The organism is Vibrio penaeicida (assembly GCF_030689305.1).
In the GTDB taxonomy this organism is placed as follows: domain Bacteria; phylum Pseudomonadota; class Gammaproteobacteria; order Enterobacterales; family Vibrionaceae; genus Vibrio; species Vibrio penaeicida_B.
The window spans coordinates 204,068-229,797 of the sequence record NZ_JAUYVM010000009.1 but is presented as its reverse complement, the minus strand read 5'-3'; the positions used below and the strand labels follow the sequence as shown (position 1 = coordinate 229,797).

26 protein-coding genes are annotated in these 25,730 nt (G+C 42.6%); 15 read left to right on the top strand and 11 right to left on the bottom strand.

Features of this window, described 5'->3' with window-relative positions:
- Positions 1–19: 19 nt before the first annotated feature.
- The 7 genes from Q8W40_RS16235 to Q8W40_RS16205 all read right to left on the bottom strand — a co-directional run bounded on the left by Q8W40_RS16235 (position 20) and on the right by Q8W40_RS16205 (position 7,679).
- On the bottom strand, positions 20–1,936 hold the full coding sequence (locus Q8W40_RS16235) for a TonB-dependent receptor domain-containing protein (protein ID WP_305398691.1): 1,917 nt from the start codon (positions 1,934–1,936) through the stop codon (positions 20–22).
- Positions 1,937–2,034: 98 nt separating this feature from the next.
- Positions 2,035–3,378 (bottom strand): sensor histidine kinase, encoded by a 1,344-nt coding sequence (locus Q8W40_RS16230; protein WP_305398690.1) that lies wholly within the window; start codon positions 3,376–3,378, stop codon positions 2,035–2,037.
- Positions 3,375–4,133, bottom strand: coding sequence for a response regulator transcription factor (locus Q8W40_RS16225; RefSeq protein ID WP_305398688.1), 759 nt, complete (start codon positions 4,131–4,133; stop codon positions 3,375–3,377). Before Q8W40_RS16225 ends, Q8W40_RS16230 begins: the two co-directional genes overlap by 4 nt.
- Positions 4,134–4,221: 88 nt before the next feature.
- Positions 4,222–4,983 (bottom strand): siderophore-interacting protein, encoded by a 762-nt coding sequence (locus Q8W40_RS16220; RefSeq protein ID WP_305398687.1) that lies wholly within the window; start codon positions 4,981–4,983, stop codon positions 4,222–4,224.
- A gap of 30 nt (positions 4,984–5,013) precedes the next feature.
- Entirely contained in the window at positions 5,014–5,772 is a 759-nt protein-coding gene (locus Q8W40_RS16215; protein ID WP_305398685.1) for an iron ABC transporter ATP-binding protein, read from the bottom strand.
- A gap of 31 nt (positions 5,773–5,803) precedes the next feature.
- A complete protein-coding gene (locus Q8W40_RS16210) occupies positions 5,804–6,751 on the bottom strand; it encodes an iron chelate uptake ABC transporter family permease subunit (protein ID WP_305398684.1) in 948 nt (315 codons plus the stop codon).
- Entirely contained in the window at positions 6,744–7,679 is a 936-nt protein-coding gene (locus tag Q8W40_RS16205; protein ID WP_305398682.1) for an ABC transporter permease, read from the bottom strand. Before Q8W40_RS16205 ends, Q8W40_RS16210 begins: the two co-directional genes overlap by 8 nt.
- A gap of 284 nt (positions 7,680–7,963) precedes the next feature.
- Here Q8W40_RS16205 and Q8W40_RS16200 point away from each other — a divergent pair, with 284 nt between their 5' ends.
- Positions 7,964–8,323 carry a glutaredoxin family protein gene (locus tag Q8W40_RS16200; protein ID WP_305398680.1) on the top strand — a complete coding sequence of 120 codons (360 nt, stop codon included), beginning with the start codon at positions 7,964–7,966 and terminating at the stop codon, positions 8,321–8,323.
- A gap of 188 nt (positions 8,324–8,511) precedes the next feature.
- Here the strand turns inward: Q8W40_RS16200 and Q8W40_RS16195 are convergent, their stop codons facing one another.
- Positions 8,512–8,682 (bottom strand): hypothetical protein, encoded by a 171-nt coding sequence (locus tag Q8W40_RS16195; protein WP_305398678.1) that lies wholly within the window; start codon positions 8,680–8,682, stop codon positions 8,512–8,514.
- Between the two features lie 124 nt (positions 8,683–8,806).
- Positions 8,807–9,481 carry a pyrimidine 5'-nucleotidase gene (yjjG, locus tag Q8W40_RS16190; protein ID WP_305398677.1) on the bottom strand — a complete coding sequence of 225 codons (675 nt, stop codon included), beginning with the start codon at positions 9,479–9,481 and terminating at the stop codon, positions 8,807–8,809.
- 216 nt (positions 9,482–9,697) lie between these two features.
- Here yjjG and Q8W40_RS16185 point away from each other — a divergent pair, with 216 nt between their 5' ends.
- The 14 genes from Q8W40_RS16185 (at position 9,698) to Q8W40_RS16120 (ending at position 23,729) form a co-directional block, all read left to right on the top strand.
- Positions 9,698–10,093 (top strand): glyoxalase superfamily protein, encoded by a 396-nt coding sequence (locus Q8W40_RS16185; RefSeq protein ID WP_126609037.1) that lies wholly within the window; start codon positions 9,698–9,700, stop codon positions 10,091–10,093.
- A 267-nt stretch (positions 10,094–10,360) separates the two neighbouring features.
- Positions 10,361–10,651, top strand: coding sequence for a putative quinol monooxygenase (locus Q8W40_RS16180; protein WP_305398673.1), 291 nt, complete (start codon positions 10,361–10,363; stop codon positions 10,649–10,651).
- Between the two features lie 285 nt (positions 10,652–10,936).
- Positions 10,937–11,653, top strand: a complete 717-nt coding sequence (locus Q8W40_RS16175) for a FadR/GntR family transcriptional regulator (protein ID WP_305398671.1) — start codon at positions 10,937–10,939, stop codon at positions 11,651–11,653.
- Positions 11,654–11,745: 92 nt separating this feature from the next.
- Positions 11,746–12,642, top strand: a complete 897-nt coding sequence (locus Q8W40_RS16170; protein ID WP_305398669.1) for a 2-dehydro-3-deoxygalactonokinase — start codon at positions 11,746–11,748, stop codon at positions 12,640–12,642.
- Positions 12,632–13,279 carry a 2-dehydro-3-deoxy-6-phosphogalactonate aldolase gene (locus Q8W40_RS16165; protein WP_305398668.1) on the top strand — a complete coding sequence of 216 codons (648 nt, stop codon included), beginning with the start codon at positions 12,632–12,634 and terminating at the stop codon, positions 13,277–13,279. The genes Q8W40_RS16170 and Q8W40_RS16165 overlap by 11 nt, the downstream gene beginning before the upstream one ends.
- A gap of 32 nt (positions 13,280–13,311) precedes the next feature.
- Complete coding sequence (locus Q8W40_RS16160; RefSeq protein ID WP_305398667.1) at positions 13,312–14,298, top strand: TRAP transporter substrate-binding protein; 987 nt, start codon at positions 13,312–13,314, stop codon at positions 14,296–14,298.
- Between the two features lie 135 nt (positions 14,299–14,433).
- Positions 14,434–14,979 (top strand): TRAP transporter small permease, encoded by a 546-nt coding sequence (locus tag Q8W40_RS16155; protein WP_305398665.1) that lies wholly within the window; start codon positions 14,434–14,436, stop codon positions 14,977–14,979.
- Positions 14,979–16,259: a TRAP transporter large permease gene (locus Q8W40_RS16150; protein ID WP_305398664.1), complete on the top strand. Its 1,281-nt coding sequence runs from the start codon at positions 14,979–14,981 to the stop codon at positions 16,257–16,259. The genes Q8W40_RS16155 and Q8W40_RS16150 overlap by 1 nt, the downstream gene beginning before the upstream one ends.
- 8 nt (positions 16,260–16,267) lie before the next feature.
- Positions 16,268–17,425: a galactonate dehydratase gene (gene dgoD, locus Q8W40_RS16145; protein ID WP_305398663.1), complete on the top strand. Its 1,158-nt coding sequence runs from the start codon at positions 16,268–16,270 to the stop codon at positions 17,423–17,425.
- A gap of 60 nt (positions 17,426–17,485) precedes the next feature.
- Complete coding sequence (gene ilvD / locus Q8W40_RS16140; RefSeq protein WP_305398661.1) at positions 17,486–19,189, top strand: dihydroxy-acid dehydratase; 1,704 nt, start codon at positions 17,486–17,488, stop codon at positions 19,187–19,189.
- A complete protein-coding gene (locus Q8W40_RS16135) occupies positions 19,186–20,109 on the top strand; it encodes a dihydrodipicolinate synthase family protein (RefSeq protein ID WP_305398660.1) in 924 nt (307 codons plus the stop codon). The genes ilvD and Q8W40_RS16135 overlap by 4 nt, the downstream gene beginning before the upstream one ends.
- Before the next feature lie 525 nt (positions 20,110–20,634).
- Positions 20,635–21,183, top strand: a complete 549-nt coding sequence (locus Q8W40_RS16130; protein ID WP_305398658.1) for an ECF-type riboflavin transporter substrate-binding protein — start codon at positions 20,635–20,637, stop codon at positions 21,181–21,183.
- Entirely contained in the window at positions 21,184–22,890 is a 1,707-nt protein-coding gene (locus Q8W40_RS16125; RefSeq protein WP_305398656.1) for an ABC transporter ATP-binding protein, read from the top strand.
- A complete protein-coding gene (locus Q8W40_RS16120) occupies positions 22,887–23,729 on the top strand; it encodes an energy-coupling factor transporter transmembrane component T family protein (protein ID WP_305398655.1) in 843 nt (280 codons plus the stop codon). The genes Q8W40_RS16125 and Q8W40_RS16120 overlap by 4 nt, the downstream gene beginning before the upstream one ends.
- Positions 23,730–24,207: 478 nt before the next feature.
- Here Q8W40_RS16120 and Q8W40_RS16115 read toward each other — a convergent pair whose 3' ends face one another.
- Both Q8W40_RS16115 and Q8W40_RS16110 read right to left on the bottom strand, forming a co-directional pair.
- Entirely contained in the window at positions 24,208–25,065 is an 858-nt protein-coding gene (locus tag Q8W40_RS16115) for a hypothetical protein (RefSeq protein ID WP_305398654.1), read from the bottom strand.
- Position 25,066: 1 nt separating this feature from the next.
- On the bottom strand, positions 25,067–25,639 hold the full coding sequence (locus Q8W40_RS16110; RefSeq protein WP_305398653.1) for an outer membrane beta-barrel protein: 573 nt from the start codon (positions 25,637–25,639) through the stop codon (positions 25,067–25,069).
- Positions 25,640–25,730 lie beyond the last annotated feature (91 nt).

Sequence of the window (25,730 nt, the reverse complement as noted above, 5' to 3'; positions counted from 1 at the left end):
TTTGCCTTAAAAAAGTTGGTTAGAATGACCAACTCACGTTGAATCTGATGTCTCTACCAGCATTCGCGAAGCCACGTGCAACGGTACTATCGCCATAAATGTAGTAAGACGCGTGGTCAAAGTAGTGCTCATTGAACACGTTCTTCACCGACAATGTTAATGCCAATTCCTCATCCGTTATCGGCATCCAACGAGCGTAAAGATCATGCACGCTGTAGCCCGCTTTTTCGTTTTCAGTTGCCGCGTTACCTGTTTCAGTTAAGCGCTCTACAATCTTCGTATTCCAGCCAAATTCCATCGTTTCTTGCGGCTGATAAATGAAATCTAAAATCCATGTATCACCTACAGATGTTCCGATAGTCATGTTGTCGTCAGTCAGTGGTTCACCATCTAACTTAGGGCTGGATTGGCTGTAGCTAAGTCTTGTAGATAAGTCACCCACTTCGTAGCCTGCAAACGCATTTGCACCTTTGTTGGTCAATTTGCCAACATTGGTCATTTCTTTGCCTTTGTTACTCACGACATCTTCGATTTCACTATCAAAAAGAGTGATACCGGCGCTAAAACCATTGTTGTAGTACTTTGCGCCGACTTCAGCATTCGTTGCTTTCTCTGGCTTTCGGTTCGGGTCGTTGTATCTGTAATCCAAAACAAACAACTCTTTGGTTTGCTGGCCTCTAAAAGCTTTAGCGTAACTTGCAAATACGTCTAGCCCGTCGATAACGGTGAATGTTGCTCCTACATTTGGGCTAAAACCATTGGAGTCGAATTCAACGTCTTTGCTATCGGTAAGCTTGTAAGTGTCGTATCGAGCACCGGCCGTAAGCAATAACTGCTCCGTTGCTTGCCAATCATTTTGTGCAAACAAACCATACACAGTCCCTTTTTCAGTACTGTCACTTCCACTTGTGCTCAGTTTTGCGTTGTCTTGCTTAACATCCACGCCAACTACAAGTGAATGATTACCTAGGAGACTAGTGTTAAACACCTTACCGCCATACGTATTCATGCTTCCGGCACTGGTTCCCCAACGCGGGTGATCTTTGTGCGTTAGCGTTTGTTCGTTGGTGTATATCGTTGCATCAACGTTGACGTAATCGCTCATTGCAATTTGGTGGTTTAATGTCAATGTTTGACGACCTGTTTCTTGCTGCAATGCCGCATTTTTCTTACTAGGCACCCAATGCGGACGATTTAACTTTTCACCACTGTCGTCACTGAAATCGTAACTAATAGAAAGTTTTTGTGTATCCGTTAGATTTCCTGAAAGCTTTACCAATGCTACTTTTTGTTTTGAGCCACTGTAATCTTGCTCATCACCATTGCCATCGACGATGTTCTTGGAATCTTTGTAGCTAAAACTTGCCAACACGCCCCAGTCTTCAGTTACTTTTCCATAAAGGCTTGCTGAGGTTTTATATGCGTTATTGTTACTGTAAAAACCAGCTTTAACGTTACCGCCGAATTGCTCCCCACCATTAAGTAGGTCTTGTGCATCTTTGGTTTCAAATTTAATCGCACCGCCCAATGCACCAGGACCATCTGTCGCACGACCAGCGCCTGCATTAACCTCTACTCTTTTTAAAAGCTCAGGTTCAATGGATAAACGCCCTTGGTGATGGAAAAGATTACCGGATTGTTCAGCACCATCTACGCTAACGTTCAGCATCGTATCTTCTAAACCACGAACGTAAATTTTTTGCGATACGGAGGAAGATCCACCGACGTTTACTTCCGATTCTTTACGAAACACATCGTTTAAATCGTTCGCTTGAGCGTTTTCTAGCGCACTTTGATCGATAGAAATATCAACTGACTGATGTTGACTTCCTTTTACTTCGATAACTTCGATATCGTCTTGTGCAACGCTTACGGTTGATACTAGTAATAATGCGCTTGCAATAGGTGTTAATTTAAATTGAGAAATTGAGTTCACGGACAACTCCATTGGTAATGAGAACTATTATCGCCGTGAATTCTGCTTACCCATCTCTATTGAGTAAATTACTTTTACAAGTGTTACATATCAAACAATTATGCATCATGTGGCAATGTAATTATCATTTCTAAACCATCAGTTGCATTGTTTACCGCTATGATTTTTCCTTTAACAGATTCTATATGTCGTTTAGCCAGTGCTAGCCCAACACCAAATCCGCTCCGTCCTTCGTTGTTTTTTTGCTTCACTTTGAAAAATGGCTTGAAGATTTGAGAAAGCATCGACTCAGGAACACCAGGACCAGAATCCCTAATTTTTAGAACAACCTCATTTCCCATTCTTTCCGCGGATACATGAAAACTTCCCTGCTCCGGTGTATACCGGAGACCATTACGGATTACGTTTTCTATTGCTTGCCCTAAGGCGCGTTGGCTCGAATGGCTTAGGACTAAATGATCTGGCAGCGATACTGATATATTGGCATTTGGGTATTCGAACGATGCGTCTTCAATGATTGAATCTACCAATTCCGTTAAATCAAACGTTTCTTTTCGAAGATCAGGTCGTTCGTTCTCAATCCAAGCAAGAGTTAGCGTATCTTCTGCTAATTGACGTACGTTACGCACCTCAGTTTCGATCCGATTGAACATTCCCTTTACGTCAATACCACGCTCGATACAGTTCAAAGCCAGTTCTATTCGGCTAATTGGTGTTCGAATCTCGTGAGACATATCGCTAATCAAGTTTCGGTGGTGTTCAATAACCGTCGACGTACGCTCTGCCATTTCATCAAACGTTCTGGCGATTTCGCCAAATTCGTCGTTGCTGTTTATTTCTGAGTTCCCTATTCGTTCCTGATAGTTTCCTCGGCTAAATTCTTGCGTCGCAATGTGAAAACGCTGTAGTGGTTTCATCACGTAGCGGTAGATATAAACCGTTAAAGCGAGCAACGCTATAAACGGTATAACAAAACGGAACAACCAAAACGCATGAGACATGTACGTACCCGGTCTCATTCGGTCAGGCAATATGATTAAAAAGTGATAACTCCCTTGCGTCAGAGCCACTTCCATTATCGGGTTATTTGGAAAATCTAAATGTATTTTCCAGTCAACATTTCGACCAATGCCATACCCTTCAAAAAATCGTTGGTTAAGCGCATTTCCACCGATTACATCCACCTGCGAACGCACGAGTGTCGCCCACGTATCTTCTTGAACCGCCAGTTCTTTTAACCAAAGATCCAACTCGTCTAATCTGTTTTCGTTTACTAAATGCTGTGCTTTGCTACCCCAAGCGAGAATTTCATCTCGATGCGACTGCTTGATGTAGCTCATTTTTTCTTCAGATAGAATCGCAACACTGTGAAGCAATGAGAAAAAGATGACGACGCCTAATGAAAGGATGATAAACAGTCGCCAAAAAAGCACTTTCTTCATACAAACAGATAACCTTTACCGTGAACGGTTTTTATACGGGTTGAAGGCATGCCTTCAGCAACAAGCTTTTTACGAATTCGACTCAAGTGCATATCTAGGCTGCGATCATATTGGCAAAAATCACGATCCAGAACTGCTTGATATAGGTAAGGCTTAGATTGCACGTGCCCTTTGTTCTGAGCTAACGTCCATAAAAGTTTGAACTGAATTGGCGTCAATTGAACGTCGGCAGGCTCTTCTTTTGCCTGAACCGTTACGATTTGTGTGTACTTGTTTAGGATAAGTTCTTCATGGGAGAGTTGAGATGAACTGTTTATGGGCTTACTACGCGATTGTGTGCGTCTTAAAATAGCTTCTATTCGCAAACATATCTCGGTGAAGCTGCATGGCTTAGAGATGTAATCATCGGCACCAAATTGTAACCCACGGATCCTGTGCTCTTCTGCACCATAGGCAGTCAGCATAATAACTGGCGTGCTTGAATGTTCGCGGACAAAGTTCAATAACTCAAAGCCATCAACATCGGGTAAATCGACATCCAACACAATCAGATCAAACGAACTCGTCTTCATGCATTCTAATGCTGCTGAACCCGATTCAAAGCTTGTTACATTGTATTGTTGAGACGACAATAATGCCGAAAGTTGAGAGTTTAGATCTGGGTCATCCTCTACCAATAACAGGTTAATTTCTTTCTCATTGGTACTGCTTTCAAATGCTGAAGAAAGCTCAAAACTATTGACCGCGTCAAACATATTTCCATATCCAATCTAACTATAATGAGAATCATTATCATCTTATTAAACAGCAAAATCAATGTGATCTGTTTAATATTATTATGTTTTATTTGGCTTGCTGTTCTGCGTCTTTTTTCTTGTCGACTTTGTGCTGATCTTCTGTACGCCCATGCTTCCAGTAACTGCTGATGTAAATTTCATCTCTCTCTATTTCGCGCTCGTTTCTAAAATATTTCCTAAGCTGTCTCATAGTTGAGAACTCACTCGCACACCATATACCTGGTTTGCCTTTAAGCCACTGTTGCTTCTCAACTGTAGAAGCCAATGATTCAGAATCACCCTTAATAACCCAATGGAATTCTACACCTTCAGGGGCATCAATCTCTTGTATGTCTTCTGCTGTATTTACTTCAAAAACGGCGTATCCCTTAAGGCTGCGTTCAAGACTCTCAAGCACGGTTGAAGCGCCTGGTAAGCCCGTCATGTCTGCCACAATGAAACACCAATCAGTATTAGGTTCTATCGTTTTAACGCTGCCAGGACCGCGAACAGAGAGACGCTCTCCGACTTGAGCCTGTTGTGCCCAATAAGAAGCAAGACCAGCTTCAATGCTGTTTCCATGCGTCACAAAATCTACATCGATTTCGTTGTTTTCTTTATCAAGTCGACGAATGGAGTACGTTCTTAGAGTTGGGTTACCCAGTGAGCCGTTTTCAATATGGCTTTGACCTTTTTCGGTGAACTCAAGCTTGATGTATGCGCCCGCAAAATCATCAGAAAATGTCTTAACGCAGTCACCACTAAAGGTGATTCTAAGCATGGATGGGGTAATGAACGATTTTGATTTAACAGATAAAATCTGAGTCATTAATTTGTCCTTTATTTGGGGTATATAACTTTATTGGTAATACATGCAAATACGCTGTCCATTCACTTCATGTATTTGGAAGTCCGTTTCATAGATTTCCGCTAACACATTTGAGTCAATAACTTCACTTACGGTTCCACGAGCGGCCACTTTTCCTTTTTTTAATGCCACAATGTTGTCGGAATAACAGGACGCAAAATTGATATCATGAATCACGATTACAACGGCTTTCTTTAAATCATGTGCTAACGTTCGAATATTTTTCATGATTTGAAGTGAGTGCTTTATATCAAGATTATTAAGAGGCTCATCAAGAAAGACGTAATCCGTATCCTGAGCCACGACCATTGCAATAAATGCCAGTTGCCTCTGCCCACCGCTCAGTTCATCAAGATATTTGTCTTCTATCTCGGTTAGATCTAAATAGTTGATCGCCTTGTCGATCACTTCGACATCATGTTTCCCCAGTTTTCCACCGCTGTGAGGAAATCGACCAAATGAGACAAGCTCACGAATCGTAAATCGCATGTTCAAATTGTTAGATTGTCTAAGCACTGCCAAACGTTTTGCCAGTTCCTTCGTATCCCAATCCGCGATTTCTTTAGTATCGATGAAGACTTGTCCTTCATCCCTTTGCAACAAGCGACTCGCCATGGACAACAGTGTGCTTTTACCTGCACCATTAGGGCCAATGATTGACGTGACCTCACCTTTCACAAAGGACGCACTAGCCTGGTCGACGACTTTATAGTTACCAAATGCTTTGGTAAGTTTTTCAATTTTAATCATGATGCAACCACTACACTTTCTGCCTGATCAACTAAACTTTCTGTCTGATTAACAGAGAAAGAAAATACAAACCACCAACAAAATTCACGATGACACTCAACGTTGTTTCAAATTCAAATACACGCTCTATCACCCACTGCCCACTCAATAACATGCAAACCCCCATTAACGAGGCACCCGTCATCAAAATCTTATGGCGATAGGTGTTAAAGCATTGCCGAGTCAAATTAGCCACCAACAAACCAAAGAAAAGAATTGGGCCAACCAATGCTGTTGAAACGGCAATCAGAATAGAAACCAACACCAAAACTTGTTTCGTTACTTTGTTTACGTCTACACCTAGGCTTAATGCGTTATCTTTATCTAGCCAAAAGACATCCAGTTTGTTGTGTAAGAAATACAAACACCCAATAACAATGGATAGAGGAATCAAGCACAAATAAACTAGGTCACTGTTTACATTATTAAAACTCGCAAACATGGCACCTTGAAGGAAAGAAAATTCTGTCGGGTCCATTACCATCATAAAGAAGCCCGCGATATTGGAAAACAGCTGCCCAAAAATCACGCCAGTAAGTAGAAGCGTCATGATATTGGGGTTTTCTCGACGAAAGTAAAAACTAAAAAGTGCTAACGAAAAACCCACCATAACGGCAACGGATATCGAAAATTTAACGAATGAACTGAGTAACACAGAACCCACACCACCCAATACCACCAAAATACTGACTTGAATGAGTACATACAGCGAATCAAACCCCATGATACTTGGGGTTAATATTCGATTGTGTGTGATAGTTTGAAACACCAAAGAAGACTGTGCGATCGCAATGGAGGCGATAACAATCGCCATCACTTTAGGGGTTCGACGAGATAAAAAGTATTCATAGTTATCTGCGTTAAGTCCCAACCCAACAAACAGAAAAACAAACAACAAAGCGACAATTAGAAAACCGGTTAAGACAATTCTGTCACGCATTATGCTTTCCTCTAAGAATGAGGAACAAGAAAGCCGTACCACCGAGAATGCTAATGATCATTGAAATAGGGACTTCATAAGGGAAAATGATGAGCCTACCAGCAACATCACAGACTAGAACCAGAATCGCCCCGCACAGTGCCGTATAAGGAATGTTTCGGCGAATGTTATCTCCCATATAGGCGGCAACTAGGTTAGGAATTATCAGCCCTAAAAACGGTAATTCACCAACAATCATCACTATGCTGGCAGAAGTAACGGAGACCAACATAACGCCCACAACCACAACCTGTTGGTAATTAAGACCTATGTTTGTTGCGAAATCCTTACCCATTCCAGCGGCAGATAACCTCGCCGCATACCAATAACTAAAGACTGCAACAGGAACGGCGATATAGAGCAGTTCGTAATTACCTTGTAGAACAGTAGAAAAGTTCGCTATCGCCCACGTCGATAAGCTTTGGACGAGGTTAAATTTGTAAGCAATAAAGGTAGCGGCAGCCGACACGACATTACCGAAAATGATACCGACTAAGGGAACGTATATCGCATTCTTAAACTGAATGGTGTTGATGAACCTTACGAAAAGTAACGTACCAAGAATTGATGTACCAAAGATTAGAAATAGATTTTCACCGTGACCAAATATAAGGATGCTAAGTAAGTATCCCAACATCGCGCATTCGATGGTGCCCGACGTAGAAGGTGCGGCAAAGCGGTTTTGGCTAATTTGCTGCATGATTAGACCAGCAATACTCAACCCTGCCCCTGCCAGCCAAATCGCTAGCAAGCGTGGAGTGCGGCTAATCAGCAATATTTCCCATGCAGCTTCATCGCCTTCCAAAAGCTTTTGCAAGCTCAAATCGGCTACACCGACAAAAAGTGATCCTGCACTTAATATAAGTAAAACAAAAACTAACTTAAACACAGCAGGCTGTAACCCCAATAGTAATCATTCTTATTCAAAAAACGACTTAAAATATACCATCCTCAATTAAAATCCTAGTCTTCGATACAATATTTACTTTTTTGAACAAGCGATTGCGCTTTTCTAAAGAGATAGAGGAATCTAGCCCCTAAAGCTAGGGAATGGTGCGCGGTTATCTGAATCACTTAATCCCTCAATTGGTTGGCATTGAGCTGGATTTAGGATAAGTTCTGTTGTCGTTTCGATATTATTATCAATGCAACACCTGCAGTAAGGAGCAAGCAATGAAGTTGATACGTTGGTTTTTAGGTAAGATCATTCTAGGATTGAATTTTGTTTTCTCACCAAAAGGTGTAAAACGAGATCAGAATGAACAGAAAATCATCAACCAAAAGACCAAGCAGCTGTCTCTTTACCAATTCGAAGCTTGTCCATTTTGTGTGAAAGTTCGCCGTGAAATGAAAAGGCAATCATTGAACATTGAATTGCGTGATGCGAAAAATAATGCAAATCACAGAGAAGAATTAGAAAATGGCGGAGGCAGAGTGAAAGTACCTTGCCTTCGTATTGAAAGAGACGGTGAAACGAAATGGATGTATGAATCCGGTGATATCGTTGCGTATCTCCAAAAAGAATTCGCATAATCAATCTCACCTAACTTTTATTAATACACCTAGCTTTTACTAATACACCTAACTTTGCAAATCTATAATGCCGCAGCGTTTATCTGCGGCATTTCTACCTTTGAAGAACGTCAAGATACTGTGGTATCTGCCCTTCAAAGACTCTTTACTAGGTAACCTCAGCTAAGATTACGTAATCCATTCAAAGGTTAAGTAACCGAGAGATCAGACTCTTTTACTTCTTTACGTTCCACTTCTATTTCATTAATTTCATCGTTATCTGAATTGATGTGTTCTGATTCGAACAAAGAATTATCGCCATTGTAGTATCGGACAACAAACGGCGTAAGCATGACAGACGAAGGAAAAAAGCGCTTCATAACATAACCCTCTTTAGTAATCTAAGGTAATGGTAATTCGGCGCTTTTCTGAAAATACTGATTCAAAACAAAGAAAGCGAATACTGACCAATTGCGCTTGAAAAGCGTGAAGTGCAATCCAAATTTAGCCCAGTAAAAGCGCTTGTAACTCTTTCCAGCATTTCACTTCATAGTGTGGAGTAATACCTTCTGGTGTCGGTGTTCCGTCAACATTCAACCAACACGTCTCTATTCCAGCATTCAGACCACCCAAAACATCGGAATGAGGGTTATCCCCCACCATCAAAACTCGGTCTTTTTCTGGGTACCCCATCTTTTCAAGCGCGACATTAAAAATAGCGATATCGGGCTTTGCCGTTCCAACTTCTTCAGAAATGATGACATGATCGAAAAAATGACTTAACCCCGTTCGTTCAAGGCGAATACTTTGCAATTGAGTAAACCCATTCGTGATTATCCCAAGGCGAGCATGTTTGCTGATTTGCTCCAACGCCTCGACAACGAAAGGCAACGGTTTACAAATGTCAGCCATAGCATCGAGAAATAATCGATTCAATTCAGATGGATGGATGTTAAGTTTTTCTGCCCAAACAACAAAACGATCTTCTTGAAGTTGTTTCGCGGATATTTCTCCATCCTGATACTTGACCCACAGTGGCTTATTCACTAACTGGTATTGGTCAAAATCTTCTCTGCTGAATTCAACACTAAGGCGGGAAAACATTGTTTGTAAACCTTGGTATGCATCAAAACTAAACAGAGTTTCATCCGCATCAAACAATAGCCAATTGTATTTCATACTGCGTTCCTTTTTCATTCTTATGACTTAATCTAATGGCAATGCTTAAAGTTCAATGAAACTGATTTTATACGCTCGTCATCTCAAGAACTATGCAATAAATTTGAAATGTAGTATTCCAATACCACCACTTAATCACAAAACCCATGAATAATACCGGCCTAGCGCGCCTAGCTAAAAAAGCAATAGCCCCCCAACAACAATCAGGAGCGATACATGACAAAAGCAATACACTCCATGATTCGGGTTTTCGATTTAGATAAATCGCTCGACTTCTACAACAAAGCCCTTGGCTTATCTGTTGAAGATCGCTTTGACTTCGATGGTTTTTCTCTTATCTATCTTAGAAATGAAGAAACCAGTTTCGAGCTTGAGCTGACTTACAATCATGACCAGCAAGAACCTTATACTCATGGTTCAGGTTACGGTCATTTAGCGGTATCAGTGGAAAACATCGATAAGCACTATCAGAAAGTCACTGAGTTTGGATTAGATCCGACACCAGTTAAAGAGTTTTTCCACAATAACGAGCGTTTGGCTAAGTTCTTTTTCTTGCAAGACCCAGATGGGTACAAGATCGAGTTCATAGAGCGGGACGGTCGATTCGAATAACAAATGTCATTTCTGGTCAAACAGAAGTGCGAATAATAAAGAGCCTCACTTCGTAAAAAGTTAGGGTTCATCTCTCATCCTTGTCTTTGGCTGTTTAGTTTTCAGACCCCCTCGGCATACTCCAACCCTCATATGTGTCGAGGAAAATTAAACTGCCCCTTTTTCTTTTTATATCCCATTTATCATTTGATAATTTTTAAAACGTAACATTCAACTCGATAACTATCCATACAATAACTATTCGTACAATAACCATTAGGAAATACTATGATTCATTTACTTGCTTGCTTTAAAGCCAAATCAGGAAAAGAAACAGAACTTCAACAAATGCTAAGTGCAATGGTTGAACCTACTAAGGCAGAACCTGGATGCCTACGATATGAATTGTTTGAAGATAATGGCGAAGAAGGCCATTTTATTTTCAACGAATGCTTTGTTGATCAAAACGCATTTGAGGTGCATCAGGCGACCGCCCATTTCGCTCACCTTATTGAAAATGTGAACGACCTTATTTCAGAAGAAATCAAAATTATTACTCTCTCGCCAATAGCGAGCTAAAACCGACCGTCCTCAATAACGTATTTACTATCTGATAGTTAACTAACCTCACATGCGAGTTACATCAAGCATGCTGAGGTTATTTTAACGCTTCCATTGAAAGCACCGCCTTTTCATAACTAAAAAGAAGAGTTTCAATATTTACTTGTATATCAACAAGTAAGATTACAATCCCTTCTCTGCAACACCTAATAACAAAATCATTAGTAATGAGATGCCACTCACGGTTTGTGGTTACTATTTGACCTAACATGTATTACAAGAACTGAAAACATGAATTCATAAATGAAAAAATCCAAATCTACGCTAGCGATAGACCAAATTGTATACGACGTTTTGAAGGAAAATATTCCAGCAGGATCTTTCCTTAAAGGGGAAAACGAATTAGCGCAAACGATGGGAGTATCCCGCACATCAGTAAGAAGTGCATTACAAACATTAGCGAGTAAAGGGTTAATCACAATAACTCCAAAAGTAGGAAGTGTGGCGAATACGCCAGACAAGTGGAATTGGTTGGATCACGACGTACTTCGGTGGGTTACACAATACAAAGAATCCGACACGTTTATCCCCCACCTGTTGGAAGTTCGCTTAATGGTAGAACCGAATGCCGCAGCACTTGCAGCACTAAACGCCACTGGCGATAACCTTGCCGCTATTGAGAAAAGCTACAACATGATGGCAGACGGGTTAGAAAAAAGTGATAGAGAACAGATAAATACTGGTGATATGGAGTTTCACAAGCAATTGCTCGTGGCAACTAAAAACCCATTTTTAATTTCACTTGGCGATGCACTTACCACAACCATGGCGGTATCGTTTTCAAGAACCTTGGAAAAAAACGTCACACTAAGCAAACCCGCACTCGAAGCTCATTACAGAGTGATGGATGCAGTACGAATGAGAAATCCAGAGCAAGCGCGAGAATTGATGCGTGACATTGTTTTGGGTGCAATAGGCAAGACCGTTAAGAACATGAAAGGCAGTGATTTAATCCGCTAATCTTATCCACTATGGAATGGGCCAGATAGGTTTCTTACGCCTATCAATCTTGTATTACAAGAACGCATATATAGTCACACATGAGGTGAGTAATGAATGGAAACTGGATCGCCGTAGATTGGGGAACAACGAACTTTAGAGCATTTTTGATGGCAGAATCTGGCGAATGCCTAGACTCAATCCGTGCTAAGAAAGGGCTGCTTTCCATTAAAGGCAACCAGTTTTCAGTTGAATTCGATCACCTTATCGGTGGTTGGGTAAAGGAATCAGGTCAACTACCCGTGCTCATGGCTGGAATGGTAGGCTCTCAACAAGGTTGGTGTGAAGTGCCTTACACCTTTGCGCCTGCATCCGTTAGCGACATGGTTAGCGGTATCAAAACCGTTTCGTTGTTGTCTGGCGACAGCGCCAAAATCGTTCCTGGTATCCGCTGTCAGAATGCATTTGGCTACCCCGATGTTATGCGTGGGGAGGAAGTCCAACTGATTGGATTAAGTGAATTACTCAACCAAGATTTTAACGCCATTCTCTACGGCACACACAGTAAGCACGCCAAATGGAAAGACAACAAGTTAGTCCAGTTTTCGACTGTAATGACTGGAGAATTATATTCGATACTGGTCGACCATAGTTTGCTAGGCAAAGCTTTACCAAAACAAGAAGACAATAAAGATGTGTTTTACAAAGGGGTTGATGTAGGAATAAACGCCCCATTAAATCACGTTTTATTTAGCGCCAGAACATTCCGTTTAACAAATAAAATAAAGCAAGAACATGTTCATTCTTATATTTCGGGAATATTAATTGGTCACGAATTATCTTTAATAAAAGAAGAAAAGTCATACCTAATTGGTTCCAAGGGTTTAAGTAAACCTTATTCGGATGCATTAAACCATTTAAATATGAAACACCAATTAATTGATGGCGACCAATGCTTCTTAAAAGGTATGACAAAAATCTATCACTGTGGAAACGATTATGAACACTAAACAATTAAGAGAGCACGAATGGTTTAAGACGTTACCCCTAATCGCAATATTACGCGGTGTGGAGCCAAACGAGGTCATCGAAGTTACGCGTGTTCTATTGAAACATGGGTTCCGGTTTATTGAAGTACCACTGAATTCTCCAAATGCTATTCAAAGCATAAATAAACTCATGCAAACCTTTGGAGAAGAAGCGTTGATCGGCGCAGGAACAGTAACGACAGAAGATAAATTGATGCCTGTTATCGAGACCGGTGCCAAGTTAATTGTGACCCCCAATATGAACCCGGACGTTATTCGTACAGCTCGGGCGCATAATTGTGTGGTCTTTTCGGGGATTCAGACCCCCACAGAAGCCTTTTCAGCCATTGAACATGGCGCAACAGCCCTGAAATTCTTCCCAGCAGAATTAATACAGCCCCACGGTGTAAAAGCGATCAAATCGGTACTACCACCCGAAACGATTTGCTGCCCAACCGGCGGTATTGAAGCCGATTCTAAGCAAATGAAATCCTACCGAGATGTAGGGGTAGATGGTTTTGGCTTAGGGTCCGGTTTATATAAGAAAGGCATTAAGCCTTCAGATTTAGAGGAGCGCGCGAAAGCGTATCGAGACAGTTGGATGTCACTAGGGTCTTAGGATTCTAGCCTAAACGAGCAAAAGGTTAACTTATGAAACTATGTAAAATTGCTGCACTTATCTCTATACCTTTAATGGCACTGTCATTACAGGTTCAGGCTAAAAATATGCGAATTGGTATTGGGGTACCCGAGTCCCACTTCGAATTTGTTGCCATGAAAAAGTTTGAAAAGCACGTAGAAGAATATACGAAAATCAATGTCGATATTTACCCCAGTAACCAGTTAGGTAATGATCAGGAAGCATTAGAGCAAATCAAGTTCAACGCCGTCCAGATGAATTTGCCCTCACCGGCTGTACTGGGAAATATAGTGAAAGATTTCAACATACTTACTCTGCCCTTCATTTTCCCAACAGAAGAAATTGCGAATCAAGTCGTTGATGGCGCATGGGGAGACGAGCTTTCATCCAAACTCGCAAAAGCAGGCTATGTAGGCTTAGGCTATGGTAATTTTGGCTTCCGTCACGTGACCAATAATGTGCGTCCAATAGAGAGCGTATCAGACCTAGATGGGCTGAAACTGCGCACCATGCAAAACAAAGCACACTTAGATGCGTTTCGCGCGCTAGGCGCAAACCCAACGCCAATGGCATTTTCTGAACTCTTTTCTTCACTACAGCAAGGCGTAGTAGATGGGCAAGAAAACCCATACACCAATATCTACTCTCAACGCCTGTACGAAGTGCAAAAATACGTGTCCGATACGGGTCATGTCTATTCTTGGGTTGTATTTGTAGTAGGTAAAAAGTTTTATGACGGGTTGAGCTCTGTTGAGCAGACAACCTTACAAGAAGCGTCACGTATTGCCATCAAGCACATGCGCGCGTCAGTGAAAACTCAGGATGAGAAATCACTTCAAAGCATGATTGATGCGGGCTTAACCTACACCGCTATTCCTGATGACGTCAAAGCAGAAATGCATAAAAAAGTTGCACCTGTTGTTCAGCAATATGCCGATAAAATTAATCCGGATCTCTATAAAAAATTAGCTGACCAAGTTAATAGCCTCCAGAATTAATTCTATCGATTGCTTGTAAAGTACTTTATAAATACCTAAGGGCTGTAGCTACAAAAGAATATAAGAAGACAATAACTAATACTCTTTTTATCACTAATTGAGTGGGCAGCCATATATTTAAAACATGGTGTTATTATGAATGGAAGAAAGACATCATTCTTAGATAATATTGAAGAATACATAAGCACAATTCTTTTTATTGCACTTATTGTTCTTTGTTTTTTACAAATATTATTTCGATTTGTATTTAATTTCTCTTTGTCTTGGACAGAGGAATTATCAAGGTATGTATTTATTGCCCTAGTGTATTTCGCAGCAAGCTTAGCGATTGTGCGCGGTGCACATGTACGTGTTGAAGTTATCGATGGCTTTGTCACCGGAAAAAGAAAAAAGGTGTTGGACTCCATCATTGATCTCTCTTTTGCGGCGTTCATGGTTTGGATTGGCTATTTCGGCTTAGAGATATCTGTCGATGCTATTTCTATTGAACAAACTACCCCAGCCCTTGAATGGCAAGCGGGGTGGGTATACGCCATTGTTCCTTTTACTTTTTACCTTATGGCTTTACGGCTGCTTCAGCGAGTCTACCGTCGTATCACGGGTAATTTGAACCATGAATATGCACTAAGCGAAGCGGAAGAAGCGCTGAAAAAAATTCGAGACGAACGAGGTGACCAATAATGGACGTATTCTTAATCACCATGTTGGTCTTCGTGGCTTTGCTGTTCATCGGTATGCCAATCGCCATCAGTATTGGTATGTGTACCGCGTTTGCGCTGCTGATCGCCGATATCCCAATGTCGTTTATTGCCCAAACCGCGTTTACTTCACTGGATTCTTTTACTTACTTAGCCATTCCTATGTTCATATTGGCGGGCTTTGTAATGGAGAAAGGCGGGCTTTCTGGGCGTATCGTGAACTTTGCTGCGAGCTTAGTGGGGCGAACCGCTGGTGGGTTGGGTATTGTCACCGTGGTCGCCTGCATGTTCTTTGCTGCCATATCGGGCTCTTCTCCAGCAACCGTTGCCGCCATAGGCTCTATGATGGTGCCCTCCATGATAGAAAAGGGCTATAACCGCCATTTTGCTGGTGCATTAACGGCATCAGCTGGCTCACTGGGCATATTAATCCCACCCTCTATTCCTATGATCATTTATGCCGTTACGGCTGAAATATCGATAGGGGATATGTTTCTGGCAGGCTTTATACCGGGCGGTATGATTGGCTTTGGCTTGATCTTAGCCGTCTACATCATCGCGAAACGAAGAGGATATAAAGGTCAAGAAGAAAGCTTCTCCCCTGCTAAGGTGAAAGAAACCTTTCTCGAAGCGAAATGGGCTCTGCTTACGCCAATCATCATATTGGGGGGCATTTACTCGGGTATCTTTACCGCAACAGAAGCCGCCTGTATTACCGTGATATATACCTTAGTGGTCAGCTTCTTCATCCACAAAGAAATGACACTAAAAGACTTAATCCCAACGATTTCAAAAGCCGCACTAACCACGGGTTGCGTCATCATTATCTTAGGGTTTGCAACAGCGTTTGCTCGCTACTTAACCATAAGCATGATCCCGCAAATGATTGGTGAAGCGATATTAGAGTTAACAGATAACCCAACCATCATTCTACTGATCTTTGTCGCTTTGATTATGTTTACTGGGTTATTTATCGAAACTGCCGCTCAGATCTTAATCTACACCCCACTCTTCTTACCCATATTGGTTCAGCTCGGAATTAGCCCATTTCACTTCGGAATTATTTTAATTGTGGGTACTGAATTGGCACTGATTACTCCCCCTGTTGGTGTGAACCTATTTGTAGTAAAAGGCATTACTGGCTCATCCATGGTCCAGCTGACTCGTGCTGTTATTCCATTTTTAATCAGCATGTTGCTGGTGCAGATTGCCCTCGTGTTTATGCCGGGCGTTATTACCTTTCTACCGGAATTATTTAAGTAAGGCGTTATATGAAAATTATTGGTTACGAGACATTCATCGTTGCACCTCGTTGGGGTTTTTTAAAAATCATGACCGACGAAGGTATTGTCGGCTGGGGAGAACCTTGTTTAGAAGGTCGAACGCACACTGTACACACCTGTGTTGATGAGTTAATGGAATACCTGATAGGAAAAGACCCGAGAGACATAGAACTGCACTGGAATTACCTGCATCGTTCTACATTCTATCGAGGTGGTGCAGTCATGATGAGTGCCCTTTCCGGTATCGACCAGGCGCTTTGGGATATCAAAGGCAAAGCGCTGGATACTCCCGCTTATCAGCTAATGGGTGGTAAGTGTCGAGATAAAATCCAAACCTACTCATGGATTGGAGGCGATCGACCAAGCGATGTGGTGAACATGGCAAAAGAGCGCAAAGCACTTGGGTTTAATGCCATCAAAATGAATGCGACGGAAGAGCTCAATTTCATTGATAACTACAGCAAGGTGGATGCATTACTGGATCGAGTACAGGGAATTCGCGACGCTCTAGGCAAAGATTTTGGCATTGGCATCGACTTTCATGGTCGCGTTCACAAAGCCATGGCAAAAATCATGATGAAAGAACTAGAGCCCATGCACCCTATGTTTGTTGAAGAGCCTGTATTAGCAGAACATTTCGACTGCATCCATGAAATAGCACAATACGGAGCCATCCCCATAGCAACAGGCGAGCGCCTATTTTCACGGTGGGATTTCAAGAAACTCTTAGAGCATGGCGGAGTTGATATTATCCAACCGGATATTTGCCATTGTGGTGGTCTGACTGAACTCAAGAAGATCGCCTCCATGGCGGAAGCTTACGATGTGGCTTTGGCACCCCATTGCCCACTCGGAGCCATTGCCCTCGCCTCTTCGGTTCATATCGATACGTGCTGTCAGAATGCCATCATCCAAGAGCAAAGCATTGGCATGCATTACAACAAAGGAAATGACGTGCTCGACTACGTTCATAACAAAGACGTGTTTGAGTTTAAAGATGGGTATTGCCTCAATATTGAAGGTCCAGGTTTAGGCATCGACATCAACGAAGAGTTTATGCGAGAGCAACACAATAAGGCACTAAACCAACCCAAATGGCGCAACCCACATTGGACCAACGAAGACGGATCTTTCGCAGAATGGTAACTGTCTCGACAGCAGCCAACCTTGCACTAGAGGGGAATTCACGATTGGGGGTAATGTACTATGAGTAAATGTGGATCCTGCGGCTCATGTGGCAGTGGTGCTTGCACTCCGCACCACAATACTATTTTGAAAGACGACGACGGTGCCCTAAAACGTGCTCTGTACAAATCCATGGGGCATTCTGATTCGGCACTCAGAAAACCCATTGTCGCTGTCGTAAACAGTTACACCAATGCCACCGCAGGTCATGCCAATTTGGACGTCGTGGGCGCAGAAGTGATCCGAGGCATCGAAGAAGCAGGAGGAACCGCGATGACATTCGGCACCATAGCCCCCTGTGACGGCATTGCCGAGGGACACATCGGAATGCGTTATATCCTCGCTGCGCGAGAAGTCATCACCGCTTCGATTGAAGTCATGGTGAGGGCACATAACTTCGATGCCATGGTATTGCTGGGGTCTTGCGACAAAATTGTACCTGCTATGCTCATGGCTGCTGCGAGGCTGGATAAACCGGCCATATTGGTCAATGGCGGTCCTATGTACCCTGCAGAATATGAAGGGAAGCACTGGGATGGAAACATCGTCACCGAAGCAATAGGCTGGAAGAACAAAGGAAAGATTGACCAAGAAGAGTTCAGAAAAATCGAAGATCTTGCCGAACCGACCATTGGTTCCTGCACCATGTATGGCACCGCAAACACCATGTGCTGTTTGTCCGAATCCTTGGGGATGACCTTACCCCAAACAGCCACCATACCCGCCATTCATCCCGATAGACTGAATGTTGGCTACCGAAGCGGTAAACGCATTGTAAGCATGATCGACGAAGGGTTAACTGCTCGCAAGATTATATCGAAACAGGGCATTCACAACGCCATATGCACTTTGCTTGCAACGGGTGGTTCAACTAACGCTATTATTCATCTACAAGCGATCCATTACGAGGCTGGGCTGGGTGAACTTGATCTTGATGTCTTCGATCAATTAAGCCGAAAGGTGCCTCTCATTGCCTCCATTTATCCCGCTTCAGAATACGATATGGTCGACTTCTTTGAAGCAGGCGGTATTGCAGCGGTAGAAAAAGAACTCGCCCCTCTTCTAGAACTGGATGCGTTAACGGTATCCGGCACCAAAAGTGAGTGTTTGCTGAAAGTTCCAACCACCAGCAATCGAAACATGATCCGAACATTGGGTACACCGTTTTTGCTTGAGTCCGGTGTTGGTGTGTTAAAGGGTAACCTATCGCCAATGGGGTCTGTCGCCAAACCCGCAGCCGTTCCGAAAACGATGTTCTTATTTACTGGAAAAGCTATTGTGTTTGAATCAGAACAATCTGCGATAGACGCAATAGCAACCGACCAAATCACAGCAGGTTCGGTCATTGTCATTCGCTATGAAGGCACCACCGGGGGAGCTGGGTTACCAGAAATGTATAAGCCAATGAAACTATTGGAAGGCATGGGACTTTCTGAAAGCTGCGCGTTGATAACCGACGGCCGTTTCTCTGGGTCGAATCGGGGGCTGTTTGTCGGTCATATCTCTCCTGAGGCATTTGATGGCGGGCTCATTGGTTTGGTCGAAGATGGCGATGAAATCACGCTCGATTTAGTGAAACGAGAAATTAACTTAAACGTGGATGAAGATACGCTCGCAGTACGAAAAAAACGTTGGAAACCCTTGTATAAAGATATGCCAAAGGGGTTTATTCAGCTATATCGAGAGCGCGTTTCGTCGGCAGCACATGGGGCAATTTTAAAATGATGAGTTCACAAGATATTTACGGTGTAAACCCAATCGTCGCAATGCCATTTGATGACAGTGGTCGCGTTGATATAGCAAGCTTTAAAAATCTGGTGAAACACTTAATGAGCACAGGCTGCCAAGGGCTCACCTTATTTGGTATTGCCAGTGAATTTTACAAACTCAGCCAGAAAGAAAAAGCATCTCTATCAAGTTGGTTTTGTGAAACCACAGCAAAGTCAGCCGTATTTAGTTGTATATCCGTGACTGAGCACGCAACTGAATTAGCGGTACAACAAGCTATTGAATACCAAGAACAAGGGGCGGATTCCATTATGTTACTTCCCCCCTACTTTCTAAACCCGGCTGCTGAACACATTGTTCACCATATTCAAAGCGTGCTGAGTGCCGTCGATATTCCCGTTCTCATTCAATATGCTCCTACCGAGACTGGTGTAGCCATTGACCCACAACAAATGAAAACAATAACTCAAGGGCACCCCCACGCTGTGTTCAAAATAGAATGCAATCCCCCGATAGAGTACTCTCAGGCTTTACTTTCATTACTACCAAGCGCCATCATCATGAACGGTTATGCCGGTTTGTATATGTTGGATATGCTGGACATCGGGGGTAAAGGCGTTATGCCAGGCTGCTCATTTGCAGAAATCTACGTTGAAATCTATCGGTTACAACAGTCTGGCGACCAAGCGAACGCATTAGCACTACACAAACAATTGCTTCGATACATCAATAAATGGATGACCCACTGTGAGTACATTATTGCGGTAGAAAAGGAGATATTAACTAGGCGTGGAATCATCGCGACATCGTATTGCCGAAAGCCAGACTATAAGTTATCTGATGAGGACAGAAAGGACATTGATGCTTTCCTTTCGTCGTTCTCTCACTATTTGGAGCGTTGTGAACTCAAAGCGTAGTCACGAAAGTCTAGCCGCGAAAGATCAACAGACCCTACGCTCATCCCAAAAATAAAAAAACGCCTTTGACAGTCAAGCTCTGCCAAAGGCGCCTCTCCTCCACCCCGAGGATAAAATCTAAATCATCAATTGGAAATAAGCTTTCTTATTGAGCTTAATTAAAATTTAGAACATCCTTACTTAAGCGCAAGCTTAATTTAAAATTTTTCATATATTTATGTAAAAACCACCCAAAAGGACTAGTTTTTAACCAATACAAGTCAAAGCATGAAAGATTCCTCATCCAATTGTTTCAAGATCGAGATCGCAAAGCGAAAACATCCCTCCGACGTTTATGTCATATGAGCTCAAATTTATAAGATCCATGTGATACTGTACTTCCGTTAAGCAACCCAAAACCGTGTATCCCAAGTAACTTCAAGATACTTGGGCACCGTATATTTTGTTTTACACCGCGTTTCGCCTTAGAGTAGAAACGTGCTGCCTATTTCTTGCTCTGTTAATCATTCACTACAAGGATTCGTTATGAACTTCTCAGCAAAAATGGTTGTTGTCATTGCTATTGGTGCGGCATTGTATGGCATTGGAGGATTACCCATGTTTGGTATCCCTGTTTTTGCCAATACAACACTTAAACCAGCCATGGCCGTATTGGCTCTATTTTCCGTTATGTTTGGACCGATCGTCGGCTTTTTGGTTGGATTCATTGGCCACTGGGTAACAGACTTATTTGCTGGTTGGGGCGTGTGGATTACGTGGGTGTTAGGTTCCGGAGTCGTTGGTTTGGTCATGGGGTTGTTCCCTGTTCTGACTCGAGAACGACTAAAACAAGGCGAACTCCCTTTCAAAGACTATGTCTTGTTTGTCCTGTTAGCACTCATTGGTAACATTGTCGGCTACGGTTGCTCCGCATTTTTGGATACCATTCTCTACGCAGAACCGTTTACTAAGGTCTTTACTCAGCTCACCATTATTGCCTCAGCCAATACCGTTCTGATTGCTATAGTTGGGTACTTTATTCTCAAATCCGTTGCAAAAAGAAAAAAGCAGAGCCGAAACTTATCGGAGGCTTAAGTGTTGGGTTCTATTGAATTCTCTAACTTCTCTTTTCGATATGAGTCGCTGGAAAAGCCGACTTTATACAACATCAACCTACGGATAGAGAAAGGCGAGAAAATTGTCATCATCGGACCCAGCGGAAGCGGAAAGTCGACGCTGGGTCACTGTCTAAATGGGCTTATTCCTTCTGCTATCAACGGGCACGTCACTGGTACCTTAACCATTAATGGCACGCCTTCTCATGCGATGGCGCTCCACGACTTTACAGAACAAATTGGCACCGTACTGCAAGATACCGACAGTCAATTCGTTGGGTTAAGCGTAGCCGAAGACATCGCTTTTGCTCTTGAGAACCAGCTCGTTCCCCATCACGAAATGATCGAAACAGTGCGAGATACTGCGCAACTCATAGACCTTGAATCTTTACTGCGTCATTCCCCACATGATCTTTCCGGCGGTCAGAAACAACGAGTTTCACTAGCAGGTGTGATGGTGGATGACGTCGATTTACTGCTGTTTGATGAGCCACTGGCGAGCCTAGATCCAAAAACAGGCAAGCGGACCATCGAAATCATTGACCAAATTCATCGTGATACCGGAAAAACCATCGTCATCATTGAACATAGACTTGAGGATGTCCTACATCGAAGCGTAGACAGAGTCATCTTAATGGAAGGTGGTGAAATCATCGCAGATATGACGCCAGATGCCTTGCTACATTCAAACCTTTTGATAAAACATGGCATCCGCGAGCCCCTTTACCTTACAGCATTAAAACAAGCAAACTGTCGATTAGATTGTTCTATGCCTATCGCTAATTTGAGTGCGATTCCAGTGAGTGACTATCAGCCTGCTCTCACAAAATGGATGTCATTCGATAACCCCATTACAACGCCAATTCGCTCGAAAACACTGCTAAAAGTCGACAAACTCACTTTTTCTTATGATGGCGGAAAAAATGCCCTTGAAGATGTCTCTTTTGAAGTTAAAAAAGGCGAGTTTGTTTCAGTACTTGGTAAGAATGGTTCTGGGAAATCGACCCTTACCAAGCTAGTAATGGGTGTGCTCAAGCCGGATTCTGGCTCAATTTCGATGAACGATGCCAACATGGCGGATCTTTCTATATTTGAACGTAGCCAAAAAGTTGGAGTCGTAATGCAAAACCCAAATCATATGATTTCACACCATATGATCTTTGATGAAGTGGCATTTGGGCTTAGAAACCTAGGTTTGCCCGAACCTGACATTGAAGAAAAGGTTTTGCACGTTTTAGAACTATGCGGGCTAAGACAATATCGTCATTGGCCAATTGAGGCGCTAAGTTACGGGCAGCGTAAACGTGTGACCATCGCATCCATATTAATATCAGAACCGGAACTACTTATCCTAGATGAACCAACAGCTGGGCAAGACTACCGCAACTACACATCGATGTTGAATTTCATAAAAACACTCAACCAGAAGCTAGGTATTACTGTTTTGATTGTGTCACACGATATGCACTTAGTTCTTGAATACACCACCCGTTCAGTCGTGATTTCAGATGCAAAACTCATCGCTTATGCCCCTGTCACAGATGTGTTCAACCAGCCAGATCTGCTAGACAGTGCCAACCTTGCTCCCACAAGTTTGTACGAGTTAGCAGCTAAAGCAGGCATAGATAATTCGCATGAACTAATGCGCCGCTTTATCTCGCAAAGCACCTCCATGGAGGTGGTATGAACAACGCCACAAAAATGAATTTTGGTATCAATTACATCAATACAGGCTCGCCTCTTCACCAGTTGAATGGCATTACCAAACTCGTCATATTTGCTGCTTGGGTGACCATTGTTCTGACAACATTTGATTTACGCGTTTTGCTCCCAATGATTGCATCAGGGATACTGCTGTTAAAAATAAGCCGAGTCCCTTTTCGAGTTTATCGACCGTTATTTATCGCCACCGTAAGTGTGCTCTCGCTCAATGCTGTCTTTATGTATCTTCTTGCGCCGAGGCAAGGCGCTGAACTCATTGGCACTGAACACCTTTTACTGCCATTGTGGGGGAACTATTCCCTATCACAAGAGACTCTGTTTTACCTTGTAACGGTGACGCTAAAATACTTCAGTATGTTCCCAATCGCTTTGGTCTTTGTGTTTACCACCCAACCAACCGAATTTGCAGCCAGCTTAAATCGCATTGGTGTTCCTTATAAAATTACTTATGCGGTAAGCCTAACACTGCGTTACTTACCTGAAGTAAAGAAAGACTTTGTCAATATCATGCATGCTCAACAAGCTAGGGGGCTTGACCTCTCTAAGAATGCTCCGTTATTTCAACGAATTCGAAATGTAGCCCACATTCTCGGTCCGCTTATTTTTTCTAGCCTAGATCGTGCCGACACCATATCAAACGCCATGACTCTCCGAGGTTTTGGCAGAAACAAATCCCGAACTTGGTACAGTGCAAAACCCTTAACGACGATCGATAAAGGGGTAATGTCTGTCGTAATGATCATCGTCTGTTTCGCGTTTGTGAAGCGATACCTAGAACCCACCCTATTCTGGTACCCATTTTAGCGAGAATGAAAAGGCATCTAACTTATCAGTTACACGAAGAATTTGTGGTGCATCCAAAATACAGACAAACAGGTAATTAAAACATTGTTTTAGTTACATTCTTAAGCACAATAGCACTTGCTACATATGATTTCGCTTGGTTAAAACAGGAAGCCCGCAACTTGCGGGCTTTTTTGTAGGTGTAACATATTTTAGAGAATTAAGTCACTTACGGATTTTCTTACTTCCTCTGAATTTTTTGATGTAAATTTCAAATTCAGCATCGGACAAGCTTTTGTTCTTCTCTCTTAAACAACTCACGAGAAGATCCCCGCCGTTGTGTGTGATTAAGTCGCTCAAAGTTGGGTTTTCAATCGGCTCTGGTAATTGTCTTCGCTTTCTCATTAGGCAGTATTTCGTTTCCAAATTGGCACGGATGCGCTTGGTATTTTTGCAGAGAAACTCGTCCTAGATTTCAACTTTCTTAAACAGCTATACGTCACTGTTTAGCACTAAACTCAATCGGTGGAATAAAGCGCAGCTCGCGGGTATTGCGGTTATACCTATGCTCAGAAAGTGATTTCATCGATACCGAACTTGATATCCCTGTATCGGTAGAAGTGTACGTTTCCACTTGATGATCAAGGGAGTAAAATAACTCATCATCACCTTGGATCGTGGGAGAAGAAAGATGGCACGTCCATTCTGTAAAATTCGCCCCCTTAGAGGTTGTCTCACAAACACCAAACCCATCCAACCCTAATGCATCTTTGAATGTATTCGTATCCAAGTAATATTTTAGCTCACCAATAGTCGATGAAATGTAATAATCACCACTCCCTAAATCTAGAATCACGATGTCGACAATGCCTTTCTTATTGTTCAATGTAAAAGGCGCAATTGAGTCTTTGCTTTCAATAATATTGGCGGACGCGGATTTTAAGGTAATCGCAGAAGAGGATTTTATTTTTACGTATTCCAGCTCAAAGAAACGGTCATACTCGGCTTTATAAGCGCCATTGTTAATGGTTGAGCCCGCTTTAAGCGCTGCTTTCAAATTAGCAATGGAATCGTAATTGAGGGAGGTCAGTGCTTGCCCAAGAATCGTATCTGTTGCGTAGGTCGCCTTACGGGCAATGTTTTCTAACGCTAAGCTATCTTCAGTCACGCTTACCGCGTCTAAAAGATCCGTTACCTTACCCCCAAATAACTGAGAAGTGTATGCCGCACTGCCATCATTAACAGCCTTACCCGAACTTTTAGGCATCGAGGACACGGCATCGTACACCGAGCCTTTACACGCTGTCAGCGCCACCAAACACACTAAGCCAGTCAGCGAAATAATTGAACGCTTCATTCTAAAACGCATACCCAGCCGTTAAATACCAGTTGGAATATGTCCCGTTTAAGTAGTCGATAGATGAGGAATTATTTTGGGTAATGTCATTGCGAATAAATTCGGCACCTAGACTCAACTGCCCTAAGTGATACATAACACCGACACCAGAATTCAAACCTAAACCGTAAACTTTGTGCCCTAAATCGGCAGAGCGGTAGTTTTTGATGTCCGTTTCGAGGTAGCTCAGACCAAGCTTGCCGTAAACCGACACATTTTCTGTAAAGCCAATACCAAGCGCAAAGCCTAAGGACGTATCTGCAATTTTTAAAGCGTCTTCACCTTTTGAGGCATCTTGGCGGGTATGAGATAAATACCCTCCCCCCAGAATGGCGCTAAAGATAGGAGCTTGTTGTAAATTGAATAGCTCGATGCCCACTGCTGAACCGCTGAATGCGTCTTTGGTGTCGGTATCGTTAAATTTCGATGTGCCGCCTTTCACTATGAATGCACTGTTTTCAAACCCTGCGGAAAATGCAGTGCAAGGTAATATCATCGCAAGCCATACGACGGCGGTTCTTTTAAGATTTTTCATCGCTCACCCGTGTAAGATTTCTCCCACGGGATGCTATCACTTCATACACTGACTAAATGTAAGGGTATGTAAGCCATACTCCACAACTGCT

Excerpts from the sequence above, each read along its gene's own strand:
- dgoD (WP_305398663.1), top strand. The coding sequence starts at position 16,268 with ATGAAAATTATTGGTTACGAGACATTCATCGTTGCACCTCGTTGGGGT.
- Q8W40_RS16195 (WP_305398678.1), bottom strand. The coding sequence starts at position 8,682 with ATGAAGCGCTTTTTTCCTTCGTCTGTCATGCTTACGCCGTTTGTTGTC.
- Q8W40_RS16165 (WP_305398668.1), top strand. The coding sequence starts at position 12,632 with ATGAACACTAAACAATTAAGAGAGCACGAATGGTTTAAGACGTTACCC.
- Q8W40_RS16120 (WP_305398655.1), top strand. The coding sequence starts at position 22,887 with ATGAACAACGCCACAAAAATGAATTTTGGTATCAATTACATCAATACA.
- Q8W40_RS16150 (WP_305398664.1), top strand. The coding sequence starts at position 14,979 with ATGGACGTATTCTTAATCACCATGTTGGTCTTCGTGGCTTTGCTGTTC.
- Q8W40_RS16175 (WP_305398671.1), top strand. The coding sequence starts at position 10,937 with ATGAAAAAATCCAAATCTACGCTAGCGATAGACCAAATTGTATACGAC.
- Q8W40_RS16220 (WP_305398687.1), bottom strand. The coding sequence starts at position 4,983 with ATGACTCAGATTTTATCTGTTAAATCAAAATCGTTCATTACCCCATCC.
- Q8W40_RS16215 (WP_305398685.1), bottom strand. The coding sequence starts at position 5,772 with ATGATTAAAATTGAAAAACTTACCAAAGCATTTGGTAACTATAAAGTC.
- Q8W40_RS16115 (WP_305398654.1), bottom strand. The coding sequence starts at position 25,065 with ATGAAGCGTTCAATTATTTCGCTGACTGGCTTAGTGTGTTTGGTGGCG.
- yjjG (WP_305398677.1), bottom strand. The coding sequence starts at position 9,481 with ATGAAATACAATTGGCTATTGTTTGATGCGGATGAAACTCTGTTTAGT.
- Q8W40_RS16110 (WP_305398653.1), bottom strand. The coding sequence starts at position 25,639 with ATGAAAAATCTTAAAAGAACCGCCGTCGTATGGCTTGCGATGATATTA.
- Q8W40_RS16180 (WP_305398673.1), top strand. The coding sequence starts at position 10,361 with ATGATTCATTTACTTGCTTGCTTTAAAGCCAAATCAGGAAAAGAAACA.
- Q8W40_RS16155 (WP_305398665.1), top strand. The coding sequence starts at position 14,434 with ATGAATGGAAGAAAGACATCATTCTTAGATAATATTGAAGAATACATA.
- ilvD (WP_305398661.1), top strand. The coding sequence starts at position 17,486 with ATGAGTAAATGTGGATCCTGCGGCTCATGTGGCAGTGGTGCTTGCACT.
- Q8W40_RS16225 (WP_305398688.1), bottom strand. The coding sequence starts at position 4,133 with ATGTTTGACGCGGTCAATAGTTTTGAGCTTTCTTCAGCATTTGAAAGC.
- Q8W40_RS16170 (WP_305398669.1), top strand. The coding sequence starts at position 11,746 with ATGAATGGAAACTGGATCGCCGTAGATTGGGGAACAACGAACTTTAGA.
- Q8W40_RS16160 (WP_305398667.1), top strand. The coding sequence starts at position 13,312 with ATGAAACTATGTAAAATTGCTGCACTTATCTCTATACCTTTAATGGCA.
- Q8W40_RS16210 (WP_305398684.1), bottom strand. The coding sequence starts at position 6,751 with ATGCGTGACAGAATTGTCTTAACCGGTTTTCTAATTGTCGCTTTGTTG.
- Q8W40_RS16185 (WP_126609037.1), top strand. The coding sequence starts at position 9,698 with ATGACAAAAGCAATACACTCCATGATTCGGGTTTTCGATTTAGATAAA.
- Q8W40_RS16130 (WP_305398658.1), top strand. The coding sequence starts at position 20,635 with ATGAACTTCTCAGCAAAAATGGTTGTTGTCATTGCTATTGGTGCGGCA.
- Q8W40_RS16230 (WP_305398690.1), bottom strand. The coding sequence starts at position 3,378 with ATGAAGAAAGTGCTTTTTTGGCGACTGTTTATCATCCTTTCATTAGGC.
- Q8W40_RS16135 (WP_305398660.1), top strand. The coding sequence starts at position 19,186 with ATGATGAGTTCACAAGATATTTACGGTGTAAACCCAATCGTCGCAATG.
- Q8W40_RS16200 (WP_305398680.1), top strand. The coding sequence starts at position 7,964 with ATGAAGTTGATACGTTGGTTTTTAGGTAAGATCATTCTAGGATTGAAT.